This window comes from Haliea sp. E17, from assembly GCF_048323675.1.
Taxonomy (GTDB): Bacteria; Pseudomonadota; Gammaproteobacteria; order Pseudomonadales; family Halieaceae; genus Mangrovimicrobium.
Genome location: NZ_JBLWFK010000007.1, coordinates 97,418 through 117,046 on the forward strand (window position 1 = coordinate 97,418; position 19,629 = coordinate 117,046).

A 19,629-nucleotide genomic window follows, 5' to 3' on the forward strand; every position below is an offset into this window, starting at 1 on the left:
TCACGGTGCCGACCCTGCATGGGCCTCTTCTCGAAAGCCAAGCCCGCTCCCCGCCGCCGTCGTGAGGTGGTCGAGATCGGCGAATTCCCCGTGCTGGAGCCGATCAGGACGCCCCGCGCGGTAGAGTCTCCTCCAGGGGGTGTTCCCCGGAAGCCGCGCCGACGGATCAGCCTGCTGCGCATTTTTTCCACCGTGCTGGGCCTGTGCCTGCTGGTATTCGCCGCTTTTATCGTCGACGAGCTGTCTTCCAACCGCGGTATCGCCCACTGGCTGGCCGAGTTCGCCCGGAGCATCGAGTTCAAGGTCAGGGAGGGTCCTGCGCAGGAACCCCTGGTGGCGGATCAGGGCCCCTACGACCAGCGGCTCGGCTATACCGCCCTGCCGGCCTTCCGCGAAAAGCTGGAGCAGGCGGGCTACGCAGTGTCGAGCCAGGCGCGAAACTCGCCACGTATGAAGGCCCTGAAGGAACAGGGCCTGTACACAATCTACGACGAGAAGAGCCAGGCCGGGTTGCAATTGCGCGATATGCAGGACGTCGTCATCTACGAAAAACGCTATCCGACCCGTGTCTATACGGACTTCACCCAGGTGCCGTCGCTGGTGCTGACGGCGTTGCAGTACGTGGAGGATCGCCAGCTGCTGCAGCCGGACCAGCCCTTCCAGAACCCGGTGGTCGACTGGGACCGCCTGTTCAAGGCCGTGGGTGTGCAGGTGCTGAAGAAGGCGAAGCAGGACGACCGGCGCTCGATCGGCGCCAGCACCGTGGCGACCCAGCTCGAGAAGATCCGCCACTCACCGGACGGAATGACCTCGGACAGCACTGAAAAACTGCGCCAGATGCTCTCGGCGACCTTGCGAGTGTACGCACAGGGGGCCGATACCACCGGGGCGCGCGAACGCCTGGCAGTCGATTACCTCAACGCGCTGCCCCTTTCCGCCCAGGCGGGTTTCGGCGAGGTAAACGGGCTCGGCGACGGGCTGGCGGCCTGGTACGGCAGCGATTTTGCCGAGGTCAACCGCGTGTTGAGCGATCCGTCCGAGCCGACGGAAACGCGCGGGATCTACTTCAAGCAGGTCCTGAGCCTGATCCTCTCGGTGCGCCGGCCATCGTACTACCTCGGCTCCAACCAGGCCGCGCTGGAGGACTTCAGCAACAGTTACCTGCGGCGCATGGCCGCGGAGGGGGTGATCCCGGCAGCCCTGCGCGACGCGGCTATCGTCGCGCCTTTGACCAGGAACATGCGGGCAGCGCCGGCGCCCCGACAAGATTTCGTGAACCGCAAGGGCGTCAACCTGGGCCGCAACCGGCTGCGCTCGATGCTGGGGCTGAACAGCCTGTACGAACTCGATCGCCTCGACCTTTCGGCACATACCGCGCTGCACGCACAGGTGCAGGAGGCGGTTACCGGCTTTCTCGGCGAACTCGGTTCGCGCGAGCGCGTCGAGGAACTCGGGCTCACCGGTGAGCGCTTGCTGAGCGGCGCTGATCCCTCGCGAGTTATCTACAGCATGGTACTTTACGAGCAGACCCCGGTCGGCCAATTCCTGCGGGTGAATGCCGACAATCTCAACGAACCGCTCGATATCAACGCAGGCGCCCGGCTCGACCTCGGCTCGACAGCGAAACTGCGCACGCTGATCACCTGGCTGGAACTCATCGCCGACGCACGCGACAGTGCGCTTGCCGAAAGGGGAACCCCCGATGGGGATGCTGCGATTCATCCGAAGGACAGGTTGTCGCAATGGGTGGCGGACTTCCTGCGGGCGAACCCGTCCGCCGATCTGGACACAACCCTGGCCGCGGCCATGCAGAGAAAGTATTCCGCCAGTCCGGCGGCGTCTTTCTACACCGGGGGTGGGCTGCACCAGTTCGCCAATTTCGACGCGACCGACAACAACAAGGTGTTGAGTGTCGAGGAGGCTCTGCGGCGGTCCGTCAACCTGGTGTTTATCCGGATGATGCGGGAAATCGTCGACCACCTGCTGTACCGCGCGCCGGATACCAAGGCGCGGCTGCTCGAGGAGGCCGATAACCCGCAACGCGCGGACTACCTGCGCCGCTTTGCGGAGAAGGAGGGCAGGGTGTTTCTCTCGCGTTTCTACTCCCGCTATAAAGGAAAGACTGCCGAAGAGGCCGTGCGCATCAAGCTCGAAGGCATGCGTGTCTCACCGCGGGCGCTGACGGTCATCCTGCGTTCGACGGGCGTGATTTATTCCCCGGAGCAACTGGCGCAGTGGCTCGCGGTGTACGCGCCCGAACCGGCCCTGACCAGCGCGGAAACAGAAAGCCTTTACGAGCGCTACGGCCCCGAGGACTTCAACCTCAACGACCGCGGCTACCTGGCCCGCACACATCCGCTGGAGTTGTGGCTGATCGGCTATCTGGGCGTGCATCCCGACGCCAGCCTCGGAGAGGTGCAGGACGCGGGCGCGGAAGTGCGCCAGGAAGTCTACAACTGGCTGCTGAAGTCGAAGCGGCGCCAGGCGCAGAACCGCCGGATACTCGATCTGCTGGAAATCGAGGCGTTCCAGCAAATCCAGCAGGCCTGGTCGCGGTTGGGTTACCCCTTCGCCTCATTGACTCCGTCGCTCGCCAGCTCGATCGGCAGTTCTGGTGATCGGCCGGCGGCGCTGGCGCAACTGATGGGGATAATTATTGCGGGTGGGACGCAGCATCGATTGCGGCTGATCGACTATCTGAAGTTTGCCGAGGGTACGCCTTACGAGACCTCCTACGATCTGCCCGCGGATGCGCCGATACAGGTCATGCGGCCGGAGGTGGCGCGCACGGCTCGGGCGGCGCTGATCGATGTGGTCGATAATGGGACGGCGCGCTCGCTGGTCGGCAAGCTCGAACGACCGGATGGGTCGCGCCGGATAATCGGTGGCAAGACGGGAACGGGCGATCACCGGTTTGAGGTATATGCAGGCCGCGGGCAGTTGATCGAGTCGCGGGTGGTCAACCGTGTGGCGACCTTTGTGTTCCAGATCGATGACCGGTTCTTCGGGACAATAACGGCGTTTGTGCCAGGGCAGGAGGCAGCCAGCTACCGGTTTACCAGTGGCTTGCCGGTGAGGTTGCTCGGTGCGCTACTGCCGGTGCTGGGCCCGTTGATCGATACACCGGCAAGCGGTGGGCAGGCGGTTGTCGGTGAGCACGCCGCCATAGAATACGTGAGATAATCCTGGAGGATGCGCCTGGTGCGGGGTGCGGCAAATTGCGATGGCGAGCGCTGCGCTTGGCAGGGCCATTGCCGGGACTGGGGATAATCGCCAATGAGCGTAGAAGAAAACACCACGGGCATTCGTATGGACGACGTCTTGCGTGTGCTCGACATGACCCGCCTGCTCGCGGCGAACTTCGATCTCGACAGACTGCTTGAACAAGTGCTGCAGACAGGCATGCAACTCCTCGATGCGGAGATGGGGGCATTGTGGCTCTACGAGCCGGATACCCGGGAACTGGTCAGCGCGCTGCCGGTGCTGGAACCGCCCCTGCGCGTGCCTGAAGGCCTGGGACTGTGTGGCCTGTGCGCGGCCGAACGCAGGATCATCAACGTGCTGGATGCCGCCTTGGACCCGCGGTTCCGCGGCTCCATCGATAACGCGGTGGGTTTTACCACCCGATCCATGCTCAATGTACCCCTGATCGCCCGGGACGGTGCGCTGATTGGGGTGCTGCAGTTTCTTGACGAGCAACTCGCTGGCTACGACGACAAGTCCGAAACTCTGGCGACCATTCTGGCCGCACAGTGTGCACTTGCGCTGCAGCATGTGCGGCTCGCCGACAGGGTGGAGCGCAGCGAGCGGCTGGAGCGGGAGGTGGAAGTGGCCAGGGAAATCCAGCGCAGTACCCTGCCGACGCAGATGCCCGAACTGGCGGGTTATGAGGCCCACGGCCATTTCCTGCCGGCAAGCTACGCGGGTGGAGACCTGTTCGATCTGGTGGTGCTGGACGACAGGCTGTTCGTGCTACTGGGCGATGCTACCGGCCACGGCTTCGGCCCGGCGCTGTCCGCCACACAGATGCAGGCGATGATGCGCGTGGCCTTCCGCTGCGGCGCCGGTCTCGGCGAGGCCTACCGCCACGTCAACAACCAGCTGGCGGAGGACCTCCCCGCCGATCGTTTCATCACCGCATTCATGGGTTTTCTCGATCCGGGCAGCCATGAACTGCATTACCTGTCAGCCGGCCAGGGTCCCATACTGCATTATCATGCCGGCGAACAGCGCGCCGAGTGGCATCAGCCGACGACTTTCCCGGTGGGTATCCTGGACATCGACGAGGTTGGGCCGACGGATCTGCTGGCGCTATCGCCGGGGGATATCGTCGCCCTGATTTCGGATGGCCTTTATGAATACGCCAATTCCGAGGGACAGCTTTTCGGCGAGGCGCGTGTTGCCGACATTCTGGCGCGGTGTCAGAATCTGCCGATGTCGGAATTGTGCGAGGTTCTGCTGGAGGAGGCGCAAGCCTTCGGCAACGGCGCGGCACAGGCGGACGACATTACCCTGGTGTTGTTAAAGCGGCTGGTGCAGTAATTTCTGTGTGGAGCGGTGAAGAATGACGACGTCCTACCCCAGGAGTCTCGATTCGCTGGAAAGTATCGTGGCGGATACCGCCCGCAGTTTTACCGAGAATGGCATTGACGCCTCGCTGCTGCACACCGTGGACCTCGTGATCGAAGAACTGTTCGTCAACATGGTCAAGTACAACCGCGGTGCAACCCGCGATATCGCCCTGGACATCCGCCAGATCGACAGTGGTGTCGAGGTGAGCCTGACCGACTTCGACGTCGAGCGCTTCGACCCCTCGCAGCCGGTGGAGGTGGACATTTACGCGCCCGCTACCGAACGCGATGCCGGCGGGCTGGGGCTGTACCTGATCCACAAGATGGTCGATTCCATCAAGTACGAGTACTACGACCGCCAGAGCAAGGTGACCATCACCAAGAGAGTGTGCCCCGCCGATGTTTGATATTGAGACCAACGATCTGGGCCAGGTGGCTGTCGCCGGGCGCCTCGATGCAGCGCAAGCGGAGCGGGCGCAGGCCTTCCTCGATGAGGTGGGCGGTGAGTGCGTGATCGATATGAAGGCACTCGAGTATATTTCCAGTGCCGGCCTGGGCGTGCTCCTTAAAACCCATAAGCGGCTGATGGCTGGCGGCAGCGGTATCCGTCTGGTCAATGTCAGCCCCCACATCAACGACATCTTCCGTTATTCCGGATTCGACCGGCTGTTCAGCATCGAGCCCGCAGGGGGCTGACCCGGCTCCGGCATCGTTCCCGTGAAAAAATATTTTCCACAGGCACCAACTTTTGCCGGCGCCGGCGGTATTCGGTAATGAATGCTGAAGACGCTGCACTGGTCGAGCGTTGTCGCTGCGGTGACAGGCACGCGGTGCAGGCGCTGGTAGATCGCTATCAACGCCCGGTCTTCAATGCGGCTTACCGCATACTCGGCAATCGCGAGGATGCGGCGGATGCGACCCAGACCGCCTTCATGAAGGTGTTCGAAAACCTGGAGAGCTACGATGCGCAGTACAAGCTTTTCAGCTGGATTTACCGGATCGTCGTCAACGAGTCGATCAGCCAGTTCCAGCGGAACGGCGCGAGTCGGGCGCTCACCTACAACGAGGAGAGCTGGGGCGGCGATGACGAACTGGAACGGCAGGTGGACTCCGCCGTGCTGAGCCGGCGAACGCAGGCCAGCCTGATGGCCCTGCCCGAGGAATACCGGGTGGTACTGGTATTGCGGCACTTCTCGGAATGCAGTTACGAACAGATAGGCGAGATTCTAGAATTGCCGGAAAAGACAATTAAATCAAGGATATATATAGCCCGACAGCAGTTGAAAAAACTGCTGGTCGCCAATGGGGTTAACTGGGAATGAATGTCGATCGTGCCACCTGGCTGCTCAACGCCGAGCTCGACAACGAGCTCGCACCCAACGATCGGGCGGAGCTGGAGACATTGCTTGCGGCGCAGCCGCAGTTGCAGGTGCAGCGCCTTGAACTGCGACAGCTCGCGCAGGGCCTGGCCAGCGTCCCGGACATCGATCCGCCGCCGGGGCTGGCCGAGCGCATTACCAGCGAAGTCAGGCTGGTGCGCCGGCGCCGCTTCCGCTGGACCTTGCCGCGCTGGTGCCGACCGGTGAATGCCCTGCCTTTTGCAAGCTGCGCCGCCGCCATCATGCTGGCGGCGGGGGCGTTCTGGATTCTGCAGCACGAGCCGCTGCCGGACGATGTCAGCGACATGGTCGGCAGTCTCCTCCACGACCCGAAACAGTCGCCCCTGCCGGCGGGGGAGCGGTTGCGGCTGAACCAGTCCGGAGTCAGCGCAGACGTGGCGCTGCTGTCTCATGCCGGCAGTAGTCTCCGCACCCTCGAGTTTGCACTGGACTCCAGCGGGCCGGTCGATATCAGTATCGACCTCGCGGCCAGCGGCCTGGAATTTGCCGGTTTCGCCCGGGACGAGGCGGGGGTGGAGCTGCTTTCCGGCAACGCGGGGCGGGTCACGTTGCGCAGCCAGGGAGAACACCGTTTCACCCTGTCACTGAGAGCCCCGAGTGCCGACGAGCGCCCCGAGGCCAATATCGGGCTCAGTATTTCCGACGGACCGGAGCAGATCTTCCAGGGGACGATCGAGGCGCCGTAAATTTTTTTCGCTGCCCCGCCAACTTTTTTGCGGCGCGGGCGTAATAACTGGAAAGACAAGTCGGGGTTCACCCGTTTGCCATCAGGGAGCAGGTCACATGGCGATACAAGCAGGTAGCAAGAAAGGTTGGGGACTGATTGCAGGGCTGGCAGTCGTGGCGGGTGCTGCCCTGTATGTGGGCGATAAGTATCCTGTTGATAGCGGTGACGATATTACCGGCACCATCGCTCCGGCGCAGCGTTACCAGGAGAATCAACTCACTGCGGATGATGTGGTGCTCGGCGATGAGGGTATCGCCCAGTTCATGCAGACCGACGCCTTCCAGCTGCTGGTCGAAAACCAGGATGTGGCGAAGCTTATCGCCGACGAGGGCTTCCTGAAGCTGGTGTCCGACGAGCGCTTCCGCACGTTGATGGCAGATGATCGCCTGGCCCTGGCCCTGGCAGCCGACGAGCGCTTCATCAAACTGAGCGCGGACGACCGCTTCCGCGCGCTGTCAGCTGATGAGCGCTTGGTTCGACTGGCCAGTGACGAACGCTTCAAGGCGTTGGCCACGGACGAGCGTTTGATGAAGCTCGCCACGGATGAGCGTTTCAACAAGCTGGCTGGCGACGAACGCTTCCGTATGCTGGCCGCCGACGAGCGCTTCCGCCTGCTCATCAGTGACGAGCGCTTCGCCAGGCTGGTGGGCGATGAGCGTTTTATCCGGCTCGCCAGCGATGAGCGCTTCCGCAGCCTGGCGGCGGACGAGCGCTTCAAGGCGCTGACCACGGACGCAAGAATGATCAAGCGCTAAGCCTCCGGGGCGCAGCGAAAACACAAGCCGCCTGCCCTGTGCAGGCGGTTTTTTTTGTGTAGGATGGGCAATTGTGCGCAGGGGGTGCACATCCACTGGGCCGTCGACTGCGCCCGGAGAGCGCGGAAGCCGAGAATGCCCAACGCCAGTGTGTGCCAGGGGTCGCAGGGGAGCGGCGATCGTAGCCGGTCGCTGGTCCTTGTCGCGTCCATGCTGCTGGCACTCGCGGGGCGTGGCGCGGTGGCGGAAGATCTGGTGCTCAACACACTGGAAACCCGCGACCTGCAGTTACTGTACTTCGATCCACAGCAGACCTACCTCGTGCCGCACGTGGCACGCAGTTTTCACAATTCCCTGGCGTTCCAGGAAAAGATCTTCGACTGGGCTCCCTGGAACCCGCAGACTTTCATCCTGCTGAAAGACTTCGCCGATTACGGCAACGCCGCCGCCACCGCCTCGCCGGTGAATATCGTGCTGCTCGACGTGGCCCCGCCCAGCCACGCATTCGAAACCCTCCCCGGCAGCGACCGCTTCTACTCGGCGATGAATCACGAACTGGTCCACGTGGTGCAGGGCGATGTCTGGAATTCCACGGACGCGTTCTGGCGGCGCTTGTTCGGCGGTAAGGTGGCGGTCAACAGCGCCCATCCGGAGTCGCTCATCTACCACTACCTGACCACCCCGCGCGCAGTGTCGCCGCGCTGGCTGTCCGAGGGGGTGGCGGTGTTCCAGGAGACCTGGATGTCCGGCGGCATCGGCCGCGCCCAGGGCGCCTATGACGAGATGGTGTTCCGCGCCATGGTGCGCGACAACGCGCATTTCTACAGCAACCTCGGCCTGGTGGCCGAGGGAACGCACGTGGACTTCCAGGTCGGCGCCAACGCCTATCTCTACGGAACGCGGTTTGTCAGCTACCTCGCCTATACCTACAGCCCGCAGCATGTGATCGACTGGATCAAGCGCGACGAGGGCAGCGAGCGCTACTACGCGAAGCAGTTCAGGCGGGTCTTCGGCAAGGACATGGAAACCGCCTGGAACGAGTGGGTTGCCTGGGAGCACCAGTTCCAGCGGGCGAATCTCGAAAAGGTACGCGCCCATCCGCTGACACCGGCCCAGCCTGTCACCCGACACACACTGGGCTCGATCTCGCGCTCGTTTGTCGACCAGGAACAAAACGCCATGGTCGGCGGTTTCCGCTATCCCGGTGTGGTTGCCCACGTGGGGGCGGTGTCGCTGGACGATGGCAGCCTGCAGCGCTATGTCGATATCAGTGGGCCCATGCTCTACCAGGTGACCTCGGCGGCATTCGACCCGCAGCGCCGCCAGTTTTTTTACACCGGCGACAATACGAAAATCCGCGACCTCATGGTGCTCGACCTTGCAACGGGCAAGGCGCGCATGCTGATCCGGGATGCCCGTATCGGCGACCTTGCCTTCAACCGCAATGACAGCAGCCTCTGGGGCCTGCGCCACCTCAATGGCTACGTAACCCTGGTGCGCCTGGAGCCCCCTTATACCGAGTGGCGGCAGGTGCATACCTGGCCTTACGGCGAGGTGCCCTTCGAGCTGGACGTCTCCGCCGACGGCAGCCGAATTTCCATGTCGATGGAAAAACTGGACGGCAGCCAGCGCCTGCAGGTCTACGCGACCCGTGAGCTGCTCGACGGCAAGTCGGAGCCGCTGGCCAGCGTCAGCTTTGGCAGTGCAATTCCCGAGGGTTTCGTGTTCACGGCGGACGGTCGCTACCTGTATGGAAGTTCCTACTACACCGGCATTTCCAACATCTTTCGCTACGAACTGGCGACGGGCGACCTCGAGGTTGTCAGCAACGCCGAAACCGGCTTCTTCCGGCCGATACCCCTGGCCGATGGCAGGCTGCTGGTCTACGAGTTCACCGGCACCGGCTTCGTGCCGTCGATCATCAACCCCGAACCGCTGCAGGATGTCAGTGCGATTACCTTCCTCGGTACCGAAGTGGTGGAAAAGCACCCGGAGGTGAAGCAGTGGGCAGTGGGCTCGCCGGCCAGGGTTCCGCTGCAGAGCCTGGTCACCCACGAGGGGACCTACCACCCCCTCAAGGAAATGAACCTGAGCAGTTACCCGATTATCCAGGGCTACCGGGGTGGCACGGTGTTGGGCTGGAACTGGGAACTGGCGGACCCGATTCTGTTCAACAGGCTGTCGGCGAATATTGGCGCTGGCCTGGACGGTGAGGATGACGGCAACCAGTGGTTCCACGCCAACCTCGAATACCAGATGCTCGACTGGCGGGTGCAGTACTGGCACAACTACGCCGATTTCTACGACCTGTTCGGTCCCACCGAGCGCAGCCTGAAAGGCGACGGCTACCTCCTCGGTTACGGCAAGCGCTTCCCCGGCAAGATCGATCTGGACGCTACTGTGGAGTGGTACAATGGCCTGGATACGGTGCCCGGTAACCAGAATGTCGACGCGGACTTCAAGAAACTGTTCTCCGCGAACCTGGACCTGGAATCGCAGCACACGTCCAAGTCCCTGGGCGCGGTCGACCACGAAAAGGGCTACATCTGGAACCTCGGCCTGACCAGGGACGACGCCTCCGTCGGCGCCGCGTCGAAATTTCACGCCGGCTTTGATTTCGGCTTTGCGTTGCCGATCCACAACTCTTCCATATGGCTCTACAATGCCGCCGGCGCAATCGATGGCGACCGCGACAATACGCTGGCCAACTGGTATTTCGGCGCCTTCGGCAACAACTATGTCGACGACCGCGAGGTGAAGCGCTACCGCGATTACGAGCGCATGCCCGGTTTCGACATCGACGAGATCGCCGGGCAGACCTTTGGCAGGAGCATGCTGGAATGGAATATCACGCCGCTGTATTTCGAGGAGGTAGGCAAACCCGGCTTCTATCTCTCCTGGATGCGCTCGGCGGTCTTCGCCGGCGCACTGGTGACCGACATCGGCAACGATCGCTATGAGCAGACCTACAGCAGCGTCGGCTTGCAGGTCGATTTCGGCTTCACCTTTGCCCATCGCATGCCGCTGGTACTGTCGCTGGGCTTCGGCCAGGGCTTCGTGGACTCCGACAAGGCCGGCAACGAGTGGTTGTTCTCGCTGAAGATTCTCTGATCGCCGCCGGCTTGAGTACCGGGTGACAACTCGGGCATGATGGCGCTTCGCCGGGCAAGGTGGTGGAGACGCATCGTTGGTCGCGCTCGATCTCATTTACCGGGCCGGGATAGGACTGCTGCCAGTATTGTTGTTCCTCCTGGTCCTGGTCTATATGGACAGCTACAAATTGATCCGTCTGCGTACGGTGGTCTGGGTGATCGCCTTCGGCGCGCTGGCGGCAATCGCCGGCTATTTCATCAACGCCTGGCTGCAACCAGCCCTGGGCCTCGGTTTTCTTGGCTACGCGCGTTATGTCGCCCCGGTTACCGAGGAAGCCCTCAAGGCGCTGGTGGTGATTTACCTGTTTCGCACTCACCGCATCGGTTTTCTGGTGGATTCCGCGATCCTCGGCTTCGCAGTGGGCGCCGGTTTCGCCCTGGTTGAAAACCTCTATTACCTGCAGCGGGGCACCGGCCCGAGCCTGGCGGTGTGGGTCATCCGGGGTTTCGGCACGGCGGTGATGCACGGCGGCACGGCGGCCCTGTTCGGCCTGCTCGGGCAGGTGCTGACCGAGCGCCGCATGCGGATCAACCCGCTTCTGTTCCTGCCCGGATTCTTTCTTGCCGTCGGGTTTCACTCGCTGTTCAACCACTTCCCGGGTACGCCCATCCTGGCCACGCTGGGCACGCTGGTGCTGATCCCCCTGGCCCTGCTTGTCGCATTTCGCCAGGGCGAGGCTTCCATGAGCCGCTGGTTGCGCAAGGACTTTGACGCGGACGCCGAACTCATCGCGCAAATCGATTCAGCGGAGTTTTCCGATTCCCACATCGGGCGATTCCTGCACGAATTGCGTGAAAAATTCGACGGACTGATGGTGGTGGATATGCTTTGCTACCTGCGGGTGTACACCGAGCTGGCGATAAGGGCCAAGGGCGTGCTGATGGCGCGCGAGGCCGGGCTCGACATTCCCCTGGATGACGAGACTCGCAACAAGATGCAGGAGTTGCGCTATCTCGAGCAGAGCATCGGCTCGACGGGCCTGCTCGTGATGCGGCCATTCCTGTTGATGGAGCGCAAGGACCTGTGGCAGATGAGTGTGCTGCAGAAATAGCAGCGGGGTTCCCTGCTGGCCGACGATATCATGCAAATTGCGCAGGTAATGGAGCCCCGCTGTTGCCCATCGCCCCGCAACTCGTCGGATGGTCCGCCCCATTTGCGCCATTCCAATTTCTGGCGGGTCATGAAGCTGTATATAATCCAGCTTACTTTGTCTGCAAATATAAAGAAAAACGCAATGAGCAAATATGACCACCTCATTGACCAGGAGATGGTCAACGGTTACTGGAGCTGGGACTCTGATCGCGCTTTACTCTATGCTGTCGGTGTTGGCGCCGGTCTCGACGATCCACTCAAGGAACTGCAATTTACTACCGAGAACACGCCGGGCCTCCCACAACAGGTGATACCCTCTTTTGCCACCGTCATGGGCCTGCAGAGCAACTGGATGGAGTTATTGGGGTGGCAAAAAGTCGGGCTCAGCCCGATCGGTATGGTGCATGGCGAACAGAGTGTCACTCTCGCCAGACCGCTTCCGGTGAGCGGCAAGGCGCATCTTTCCACAATACTGCGCCAGGTATACGACAAGGGTTCCGGCGCCCTGGTGGTCCAGGAGACCCGTATTACCCTGGCCGACACCAACGAGTATCTCGGCTCAACCTGTTCGGGAATCTTTGCCCAGGGGAAGGGTAATTTCGGTGGCCCCCGGGGACCGTCGGGAGCGACGGGCTGGAGCAAGCCGGACCGCGAGCCGGATGTACAAATCACCCTTCCCGTTGGGCTGAACCAGTCGCTGATCTACCGCCTCTCCGGCGATCGTCACCCCCATGGCACCGAACCAACCCGCGCCCGTGCCGATGGGTTCGAAAAACCCATTCTTTATGGTCTTGGTACATACGGCTTTGCCTGCCGCGCGCTGCTCCGAGGGCTTTGTGAGGGAGATGTCACCCGATTCGGTCATATGGAAGGCCGCTTCTCCAGGCCGGTCTATCCCGGTGACAGTCTCGATACCTTTATCTGGCGCACTGACGAGGGAGCAGTGTTCCAGATGGTGGCGAATGGGGAGCGGGTCGTGCTCGAAAGGGGTGTTTTTCTCTACCACAAATAATTCCAGGGCTCTTTATTTACTCAGACGGAATGTCGTTGATCACCACCGTTTACCGCCTGGTGAAACCGCTGTCGAAAGTCCTGGGGTCCCCGTTCAGTTTGATCGTTCCGGTTAACTCATACACCATGGTTCTCTTGTTTTTCGCTGTAATTGGTAGCTCGAGACCGGGGTAACAAGGTAACCCATGCGCCCGGAATGGTCGGGAGGTGTGGGGGGGTTAACTTATTGAAATTTATGAAAAATGGTGGGCCCAGAAGGAGGTGAATCTATCTCATAACTAACTGTTTAATAGACCATTTTGTTTTTAAAGTAACATGCTGTACCCCCATAAATACCCCCTTTTTGCTTTTTCACCCTGAATATCACCCTAGTTTCGATCCTGAAAAAATCTTACGGGCAATCCACGAATTTAGCCGCTCCCCCTTTGTGGGCCAGCTACTACCACACGTCGAACCACCCCCCCCATATGGACAAAAAACTCTCGATTTCTGCGCTACCAGTCCCCCGTGCGCCTGGTGGCTCAGGAGGACCCATGCAAAATGCTACTTGCAAGCAGGCTTACGGGACTGGGTTTTTCTTGTTCGTTCGATTCCGGGTCACATTTCAAAAATTTGAAGGGCTCTTTTACTCAATATAAATAGCGATTTCAAGAGATTGCCCAAACCTATAATGATGAACAACCACACCCCGGAGAATCCGAACAAGTAGAGAGCTTTTGCGGAGCCCGCCAGCCGTTACTAGAAGTGGGCTTACTAGGCCCCTAAAGGGGGTATGATAGAAAGCGGACAAACCGTCCGCCTCCACCTCCACCTCATTTGAGACTTCTATGGATGTAACCACTGCAACTGTTCGGTGCTGGCAGTAAAGCCAGAGCTGAGGCACAAATCGTGGAGATATTAGCCAAGGCCAAAGAGGCGGGGGTTAATCCCGACGATGCGTTAAAGCTAGCGAACCGGGGTCAGAAACAGATCTAAAGCTGGTGGGTAAGACATCAGAGTAAGAGTTCGGTACATCAAGGGTTGTCATTGTGGTTATTAGGAGGTTTCTTTAACCAGTCAATTGCATTGGCTATAAAGAGTCCTACTCCTAGAAACATTACCCCCACAGACAACCAATTAGGGGCACCTGAATCTTCCAGTAGAATCCCAAGTGCCACGCTTCCAAATACCAAAATGTAGTTCGTAGCCTGAAATCTAAAATATGACATCGGCATATCTCTATCTATAGATGAAACTGAGATGTGAACTACTTCAAAATAATTACTTATCCAATTTCATGGTTCGATCCATTATCGAAGCCGGGGGCAGGAACTACCCTAATCTTTCTTGTGGCAGTGCACTTCTCCGGTCTTTGTTTCCATGTGACAACACTGGCCTGGAGGTGAGCTTTTGCGGCACCCCCCGCCGTGGGCAATTGCGAGATTACAGGTAAACAATATCACCAAAGAAAGAATTAAGATTCGCATACTTCGCCCTCCATGGTTTCCATCTGAGATTTTATCGCTATTGAGTATAGATGATACTCATAATCTGAACAGGCGCTGAAGCACTGGTCTACACTGTCTGGGGTGTCAATGGATATGCAACCACAAGGAGCGGGACATGAAGCATCTTCTCTCATTTATTGCCCTACTAACTTTCAGCCTGCCAAACGCTGCAAACCAATTAAGTGATATTCTCGAATCAAAGCCCCCATCAGAACAAGAACAAATCTTTTTAAACGTGTTGATTCAGAGCGGGAAGCCCTGCGGTAAGGTCACTCGCACATTCCTACAGGGCAGCGACAAAGATGATGCAGCTTACTGGAACGTAGCTTGTGATAATGGCCAGTCCTACGTTGTGCAGATTCCGGCAGACCCCACTTCAAAAACAAGAGTTTTGGACTGTAGCCTCATGAAGGCAATGGGTTCTGAGTGCTTCACAAAATTTAGCAGCTAACACACAATCCCCTTGTATGGGCTGTTGTATGGGCCATCACAACTCGCAAATGAAAAAGCCCGAACAAACTAACTACATGGGCATTATAATTTGCGGTGAAAGAGGAATTTATACCATTGCTCCACCGCCCGCTTGTGGGCGAAAGTGGCCGTTTTACTTCTACCAAACATAAACAACAAACAGCAATCCGGCTTTCTGTCTCTAGCGAAAAACCGCGCCTCTGCGCCCCCGCATGGTGAAAGCCTGGGAAGGACCCGCTACCACTCAGCCCCGCCGTGAATGTAGCCCGCTATTTGCGGCCCGCCTGCCCGCGTTCTCTTTCCTGTGTGCCACCGGCTCGATTTCCATTCCCTTGCGCCAAGCGTCCAGATATTGCCGTATTGCTTCATTGCGGGCTGTAGTGCCTTTCGGCAGGTGCCAGCGGAGAAATGCTAAATCCTCTGGCAGAAGTACCGCCCCCTGAGAGGCGAAGTATTCCCGTGTCACTGGTAGCGGAATTTCTGCTTTTGAATTGAGGGGTGGCGGATTTGGCGGAGTTGGCGGAAACGTAGTAGTGGCCTGGGTTTCGCTCTCCGCCAGTGGTGGCGGATTCTGGCGGATTACTGGTGCTGGCATAGGTTTTCCGCCACTTTCCGCCACCAGTGGCGGATTTCGTAGCCCTTGCCGCTGCTGGTTATCCGCCACTTCCGCCACTTCCGCCACCCCCTGTTGTGGTTTCAGGATTTTAGGTGCCAGCAGGTCTACCAGATTCACGGCACCATTTCCCACCCGGCAGGCTCGCCGCGATTATTGTTCGCTGTAATCCGCACCCGCCCAACCTCCACCAGCAGGGCCAGCAGAGTGCGGATATGGGCAACAGATTTCCGATGGGGCCGGGGTAGCAGCTTGCCCATTTCCTCGATAGTCGCCCGGCCACCCTCGCGGCCTTTCAGCCAGTCCAGCACTTCATGGGCCGCATTCTCGGTGGCATTGTGCTCTGCCAGTTGTGCCGCCCTTAGTGTGCCGTTCAAGTAATACTGGGCCAGCCTCCATGCCCTGGTTATCTGCTCTGGTGTCACCGCTTGAGTGCCTTCCAGTACAGCAAACACCCCCGCTAGCCGTAGCGCGTTCTCTGCCGCTTTGCTGGCGGATGGTTTCACCAGTTCCAGAATTGCGCCAGGGGCCTGTGCCTGTTCAGTGCGGTTATAGGTTTCGATCCATAGCGCGGCGGCCTCCTTGGTCAGGCGCATTTCCGGCAGAATCAGCCCGCCCCCTTCATCCATATCGGGGCTATGCGCTATCAGTGATTCAATGCACTGGTGAAATTGTTGCACCTCCCGGCTTTCATAGGGGTTAACCTGCCGGTAAAGGCGTGTCCCTGCCAGTGTGCGGGCCTCTGCCACCAGAAACCGGGCCAGTATGCCCTGCTCCTGCATCATCCTGTCAGCCAGTACAGCGGCAGCTACACGGGGTTGCGCTTGCAGGTGAATAGACAGGCGGCGGTCATACATGGCGGCGCTCTCGCCTTTCGCTGCCCGTGTCCTGACTATCGGGGAAGCGTCCCAATAGCGGGATAGCGCGGCAATAGTCTTTAAGGCGTTTTCCGGGTTCATGGCATACCCGCCAAAGAATTGCCCGCCCTCATCATTAAACAGGGCCTGACTGGGCCAGCCATGCCGGAATGAGCGTTGCAGCCCTTCTAGCGTGGGTTCCTGACAGATAACCATAGGCTCCGGGGGCGGCTCTGGTGCTTGAAGTGCGTCCAGGGCGGCGGCTTTCTCGGGGGCGCTTTTCTTTTTCAGTGCCTCCCGCCGTTGTACTTCGTAAACGTCCGCCTCATCCTTGTACTGATTCAGCGCCTGCCGGTGTGTTTCCGTCCGTTCCCGCTGCCAGCGTTCCAGCGGTTGACTAGCGACTCTATCGCAAGCGGTTTTGCGGTCGCCGGATTCCGCCACGGTTAACAGAAACAGAGAAAGCGGGCTTTTCCGTCCATCCAAAACAATGTTGCCCTTGTCCTGTGCAGCAAAAGCGGCTACGGCCAATACAGAGTGCGCTGCTATCTCTGGCGGGGCCTGTACGGTGTCCGCAATGGCGCTTGCAGCTTCGCCCAGCAGCGGGCCTAACATTTCAAGCGGATAATTCAGGCGTTCCGCTACTTCCGGCAGGCGCGGCGGTGTCAGTTCCTCGGGAATTACCTTTGGGGCCATATCGTGGGCGGCTGTCATTGTGGAGCCCTCCCGCAGTTCGCCGTGTCGTTGAAGTCAGTGCAACAACAGTCCACCTCCCGGCAGGTGGTGGGCCAAGTTAATTCCCCCTGCACCTTGCGGGCCGCTTCCGTCCCTTTGGTCAAGCCTGGGTTGCCTGGTGTCCGGTGGTCATTGTCGGCGGCTATCACAATTGCCACTTTGGGGAAGTTCTCGCGGATAGTTTCAGCTACTGGAATCAGATTGCCAGCATTCATAGCTGCGATTACCGGCTGGCGAAGTGTCGCCCCGATGGTGGCGGCGGTTGCCATTCCCTCGGCAATGTAGAGTTTTCCGGTTTTGGGTATCGCTTCCCCCATTAACCAAAATGTGCCAGTAATCCGTCCGCCCAGTAAAAAGCGTTTCGCTCCATCCGGGTATATGCGCTGCAGGTTCACCAGTTCGCCGGATACAGTGCGAAGCGGCACCAGTAACTGCCCCTGGTGCTGGCGCAGTCCCAGCGCGGAAATTTGTTTTACTGCCAAATACGGATGCGGCACGGTCGCCGGTTGTGAGTTCTCCCAAAGGAATTGGGCGCGTTCAGCGGCGGATTGTTGGGCCAGTGCCTTTTCCCGCTGCCTCTGCTCTCGGGCCTGCCGCAATACCGCCTGGGCGCGTTCGCGTTCCTCTGGTGTGGTAGGCCGCTCAGTTTGCCCGTTCCAGCGTGATTGGAAGCCCGTCCGCCAGTTGCCATAGGCTCCAGCGGGGAAACCGTCTGCATGGAATACATACCAGCAGGCGCGGTTATGACGTTTCCCTTCCGGGTCATCAAAGCGGTGCAGCTTACCGTCCGCTACTGGTTCAACAACTGCGCCGGTATCTTGAAAAATGGCGTCTGCAAATTGGCGGTAGTGGTCAAACATGGGTCACCCCCTTACCCGCCAGCAATTCGCGCAGTTTCAGACGGTCATTGCTCGATAGGCTGTAAACCCCATGCTTGCCTTTCAGCCCATCCCGGTCAGTGTGGGCTACGAGTTGGCAGGGAATATCCCAGCCCTGTTCCCGTAACTGGCGCACCACCTCGGGGCCATTACTGGAACCAGATACCCGGTCGATTTCCTCCCGACTATGCGGCCTTTGGTAGAGTGCGATTACCACTCTGTACTGTCGGGCCGTGGTGAATTTGATAAACTTCTGTTGCCAACTCTGGGATGCCGCCCTTGCCGGGGCGGTGTCTTTCTTTTCCATACCTCACCCCCTTAAGCCGCATTGTCGGCGGTGCAGGTCTGTTCCTTAAACTGCGCCAACCACTCATCCAGGGCGGCACGTTCATAGAACACACGACTTCCAATTTTCCGGTATCGGGGGGCAGTCACTCCCGCCAGCTTGCCAGTATGGCGAGCGTTACGGAGTGTGTCGGGCTGGACGCCAATGTATGGCGCGGCGGTTTTGGTGTCGTATTGTTCGTTAATCGGCTGCATGGAATCACCCTCAAATTTCGGTCAATTACGCCAAGGTATTGCGGCGTATGGGTGATGATGTTGCCGGGGTTTAGGTATGGCCGGTCTACTGTGCCCCTGTGGCCTAGCTTGGGCCATACCCCTCGGGGCAGGGTTAGGCGTCCTGTATTTCTCCGCTGTCTCTCAGCGCCTGCCAGGCTTTTCTGAATTTACTTGACGTTACATCGGTTCGGATTGTTCCCAAGTACTGAGATACCCGTGATTTAACTCCCGGCAGGCCGGAAGGATTCCTCGGAATTGCTTTTGGGTCAATCCCCAGTTCGGAAATTGCGTTCAATATAGCGGCTTGCATTGCCTGGGATCGCTGCACAGGTTCCGCGCCACAAACTGAGCTTGGCGTTTCGGTTAGGACGCCACTAATTTCCTCGCAACTTTTTTCAGGCACTTCTTCCCAAAGCCGATAAACAATGTAATGCCCGCCACCCTTTGGTTTTGTCAGCGCCCTGACTGCGGTAGTTTCTACCAGCCTTTTCCCTGTGTGCTTTGCAATGTATTGAATTGCGTCACCATCGAGAAAGCGCAAATCGCAAATTGTGGCAATAAACGGGGCAGGAAAATTTACGATCTCTTTTTTGTAGCGCTTCACGGCGGGGCTGCGGATACCGTCAACATATATCGGGTATTCGGCGCGTGAAAGTGATACTTCCCCATCGTTAAACAAGACTCCAGCCTCGATAGCAGTAATCCATACCACCCGCGCATGTGCTATTAGAAACGGGAGAGTGTCCTCATCTGTTCGGGATAGCATTTCCCGTTTGATATGGTCGTCAGCATCAATCGCACGAACAAGAACACTAGCGTTCAGGGTTCCTCGCTGTATATCGTCAAATATCTCTGTTGTGGTTCTCCCAGAAAATTCCGTCAAATGCTCAAGCGTATAAATACTCAAGTTGTCAACGGGGTTTTTCAGTACAGTAGTAGATGAGATATTGGGGGTTGCCTCAATCTCAATCATGTTTTCTAGGTGCTGGTAAATTTGCTTCCAAGCATCAACAAAAGCAATACTCTCTTTGGTAAGCTGCGAGCCGTCAAAATCAAAATTGCCCGCACACCTCGCTTTAATTTCTGTGTAAGTGCTGCGAAGCCTTTCACCCCTTTCGCTGCTGGACTCCATTAACCTCACAAAAGCACTCAGCGATTCAGGTTCATGCTCTAATTTGACTTTGGCTATAGCTAACAGCTTATAGTCAATCTCAAGTGACTCTGACACGCGCGCCCCCTCGGTGCTCCCTAATGAGGATGCAGCGCCAGGCCGTTAGGGTTACGGCTTTTCGGGGGCCATCCTAGGCGCTGCAATACT

The 19,629-nt window shown here is 59.0% G+C and carries 17 protein-coding genes; 11 read left to right on the forward strand and 6 right to left on the reverse strand.

The window, feature by feature from the left end; translation table 11 throughout:
• Window positions 1-18: 18 nt before the first annotated feature.
• The 11 genes from ACNKU3_RS18150 (at window position 19) to ACNKU3_RS18200 (ending at window position 14,647) form a co-directional block, all read left to right on the forward strand.
• The gene (locus ACNKU3_RS18150; protein ID WP_418260974.1) at window positions 19-3,183 is read left to right on the forward strand and encodes a transglycosylase domain-containing protein; all 3,165 of its coding nucleotides are present in this window, start codon (window positions 19-21) and stop codon (window positions 3,181-3,183) included.
• A gap of 93 nt (window positions 3,184-3,276) precedes the next feature.
• Complete coding sequence (locus tag ACNKU3_RS18155) at window positions 3,277-4,542, forward strand: PP2C family protein-serine/threonine phosphatase (RefSeq protein WP_418260975.1); 1,266 nt, start codon at window positions 3,277-3,279, stop codon at window positions 4,540-4,542.
• Between the two features lie 22 nt (window positions 4,543-4,564).
• On the forward strand, window positions 4,565-4,978 hold the full coding sequence (locus ACNKU3_RS18160; protein WP_418260976.1) for an ATP-binding protein: 414 nt from the start codon (window positions 4,565-4,567) through the stop codon (window positions 4,976-4,978).
• Window positions 4,971-5,267: an STAS domain-containing protein gene (locus ACNKU3_RS18165; RefSeq protein WP_418260977.1), complete on the forward strand. Its 297-nt coding sequence runs from the start codon at window positions 4,971-4,973 to the stop codon at window positions 5,265-5,267. The genes ACNKU3_RS18160 and ACNKU3_RS18165 overlap by 8 nt, the downstream gene beginning before the upstream one ends.
• Before the next feature lie 77 nt (window positions 5,268-5,344).
• Window positions 5,345-5,893 carry an RNA polymerase sigma factor gene (locus ACNKU3_RS18170; protein WP_418260978.1) on the forward strand — a complete coding sequence of 183 codons (549 nt, stop codon included), beginning with the start codon at window positions 5,345-5,347 and terminating at the stop codon, window positions 5,891-5,893.
• The gene (locus tag ACNKU3_RS18175) at window positions 5,890-6,657 is read left to right on the forward strand and encodes an anti-sigma factor family protein (protein WP_418260979.1); all 768 of its coding nucleotides are present in this window, start codon (window positions 5,890-5,892) and stop codon (window positions 6,655-6,657) included. The genes ACNKU3_RS18170 and ACNKU3_RS18175 overlap by 4 nt, the downstream gene beginning before the upstream one ends.
• Window positions 6,658-6,754: 97 nt before the next feature.
• The gene (locus ACNKU3_RS18180; RefSeq protein ID WP_418260980.1) at window positions 6,755-7,453 is read left to right on the forward strand and encodes a hypothetical protein; all 699 of its coding nucleotides are present in this window, start codon (window positions 6,755-6,757) and stop codon (window positions 7,451-7,453) included.
• Window positions 7,454-7,588: 135 nt separating this feature from the next.
• Window positions 7,589-10,564, forward strand: a complete 2,976-nt coding sequence (locus ACNKU3_RS18185; protein WP_418260981.1) for a YncE family protein — start codon at window positions 7,589-7,591, stop codon at window positions 10,562-10,564.
• Between the two features lie 76 nt (window positions 10,565-10,640).
• Complete coding sequence (locus ACNKU3_RS18190; protein ID WP_418260982.1) at window positions 10,641-11,657, forward strand: PrsW family intramembrane metalloprotease; 1,017 nt, start codon at window positions 10,641-10,643, stop codon at window positions 11,655-11,657.
• Between the two features lie 183 nt (window positions 11,658-11,840).
• Complete coding sequence (locus ACNKU3_RS18195) at window positions 11,841-12,710, forward strand: MaoC/PaaZ C-terminal domain-containing protein (protein WP_418260983.1); 870 nt, start codon at window positions 11,841-11,843, stop codon at window positions 12,708-12,710.
• A 1,601-nt stretch (window positions 12,711-14,311) separates the two neighbouring features.
• A complete protein-coding gene (locus ACNKU3_RS18200) occupies window positions 14,312-14,647 on the forward strand; it encodes a hypothetical protein (RefSeq protein ID WP_418260984.1) in 336 nt (111 codons plus the stop codon).
• Window positions 14,648-14,911: 264 nt separating this feature from the next.
• Here ACNKU3_RS18200 and ACNKU3_RS18205 read toward each other — a convergent pair whose 3' ends face one another.
• The 6 genes from ACNKU3_RS18205 to ACNKU3_RS18230 all read right to left on the reverse strand — a co-directional run bounded on the left by ACNKU3_RS18205 (window position 14,912) and on the right by ACNKU3_RS18230 (window position 19,539).
• Window positions 14,912-15,400 carry a hypothetical protein gene (locus tag ACNKU3_RS18205; RefSeq protein WP_418260985.1) on the reverse strand — a complete coding sequence of 163 codons (489 nt, stop codon included), beginning with the start codon at window positions 15,398-15,400 and terminating at the stop codon, window positions 14,912-14,914.
• Entirely contained in the window at window positions 15,397-16,851 is a 1,455-nt protein-coding gene (locus ACNKU3_RS18210; RefSeq protein WP_418260986.1) for a YfjI family protein, read from the reverse strand. Before ACNKU3_RS18210 ends, ACNKU3_RS18205 begins: the two co-directional genes overlap by 4 nt.
• Complete coding sequence (locus ACNKU3_RS18215; protein ID WP_418260987.1) at window positions 16,848-17,732, reverse strand: toprim domain-containing protein; 885 nt, start codon at window positions 17,730-17,732, stop codon at window positions 16,848-16,850. The genes ACNKU3_RS18210 and ACNKU3_RS18215 overlap by 4 nt, the downstream gene beginning before the upstream one ends.
• On the reverse strand, window positions 17,725-18,057 hold the full coding sequence (locus tag ACNKU3_RS18220; protein WP_418260988.1) for a hypothetical protein: 333 nt from the start codon (window positions 18,055-18,057) through the stop codon (window positions 17,725-17,727). The genes ACNKU3_RS18215 and ACNKU3_RS18220 overlap by 8 nt, the downstream gene beginning before the upstream one ends.
• Window positions 18,058-18,068: 11 nt before the next feature.
• Entirely contained in the window at window positions 18,069-18,290 is a 222-nt protein-coding gene (locus tag ACNKU3_RS18225; RefSeq protein WP_418260989.1) for a helix-turn-helix domain-containing protein, read from the reverse strand.
• Window positions 18,291-18,423: 133 nt separating this feature from the next.
• The gene (locus ACNKU3_RS18230) at window positions 18,424-19,539 is read right to left on the reverse strand and encodes a hypothetical protein (RefSeq protein ID WP_418260990.1); all 1,116 of its coding nucleotides are present in this window, start codon (window positions 19,537-19,539) and stop codon (window positions 18,424-18,426) included.
• Between the last annotated feature and the right edge of the window lie 90 nt (window positions 19,540-19,629).

What these genes read in the sequence shown, in the direction of transcription:
- ACNKU3_RS18150 (WP_418260974.1), top strand. Translation starts at nt 19, where the DNA reads ATGGGCCTCTTCTCGAAAGCCAAGCCCGCTCCCCGCCGCCGTCGTGAG.
- ACNKU3_RS18155 (WP_418260975.1), top strand. Translation starts at nt 3,277, where the DNA reads ATGAGCGTAGAAGAAAACACCACGGGCATTCGTATGGACGACGTCTTG.
- ACNKU3_RS18160 (WP_418260976.1), top strand. Translation starts at nt 4,565, where the DNA reads ATGACGACGTCCTACCCCAGGAGTCTCGATTCGCTGGAAAGTATCGTG.
- ACNKU3_RS18165 (WP_418260977.1), top strand. Translation starts at nt 4,971, where the DNA reads ATGTTTGATATTGAGACCAACGATCTGGGCCAGGTGGCTGTCGCCGGG.
- ACNKU3_RS18170 (WP_418260978.1), top strand. Translation starts at nt 5,345, where the DNA reads ATGAATGCTGAAGACGCTGCACTGGTCGAGCGTTGTCGCTGCGGTGAC.
- ACNKU3_RS18175 (WP_418260979.1), top strand. Translation starts at nt 5,890, where the DNA reads ATGAATGTCGATCGTGCCACCTGGCTGCTCAACGCCGAGCTCGACAAC.
- ACNKU3_RS18180 (WP_418260980.1), top strand. Translation starts at nt 6,755, where the DNA reads ATGGCGATACAAGCAGGTAGCAAGAAAGGTTGGGGACTGATTGCAGGG.
- ACNKU3_RS18185 (WP_418260981.1), top strand. Translation starts at nt 7,589, where the DNA reads ATGCCCAACGCCAGTGTGTGCCAGGGGTCGCAGGGGAGCGGCGATCGT.
- ACNKU3_RS18195 (WP_418260983.1), top strand. Translation starts at nt 11,841, where the DNA reads ATGAGCAAATATGACCACCTCATTGACCAGGAGATGGTCAACGGTTAC.
- ACNKU3_RS18200 (WP_418260984.1), top strand. Translation starts at nt 14,312, where the DNA reads ATGAAGCATCTTCTCTCATTTATTGCCCTACTAACTTTCAGCCTGCCA.
- ACNKU3_RS18210 (WP_418260986.1), bottom strand. Translation starts at nt 16,851, where the DNA reads ATGACAGCCGCCCACGATATGGCCCCAAAGGTAATTCCCGAGGAACTG.
- ACNKU3_RS18215 (WP_418260987.1), bottom strand. Translation starts at nt 17,732, where the DNA reads ATGTTTGACCACTACCGCCAATTTGCAGACGCCATTTTTCAAGATACC.
- ACNKU3_RS18220 (WP_418260988.1), bottom strand. Translation starts at nt 18,057, where the DNA reads ATGGAAAAGAAAGACACCGCCCCGGCAAGGGCGGCATCCCAGAGTTGG.
- ACNKU3_RS18225 (WP_418260989.1), bottom strand. Translation starts at nt 18,290, where the DNA reads ATGCAGCCGATTAACGAACAATACGACACCAAAACCGCCGCGCCATAC.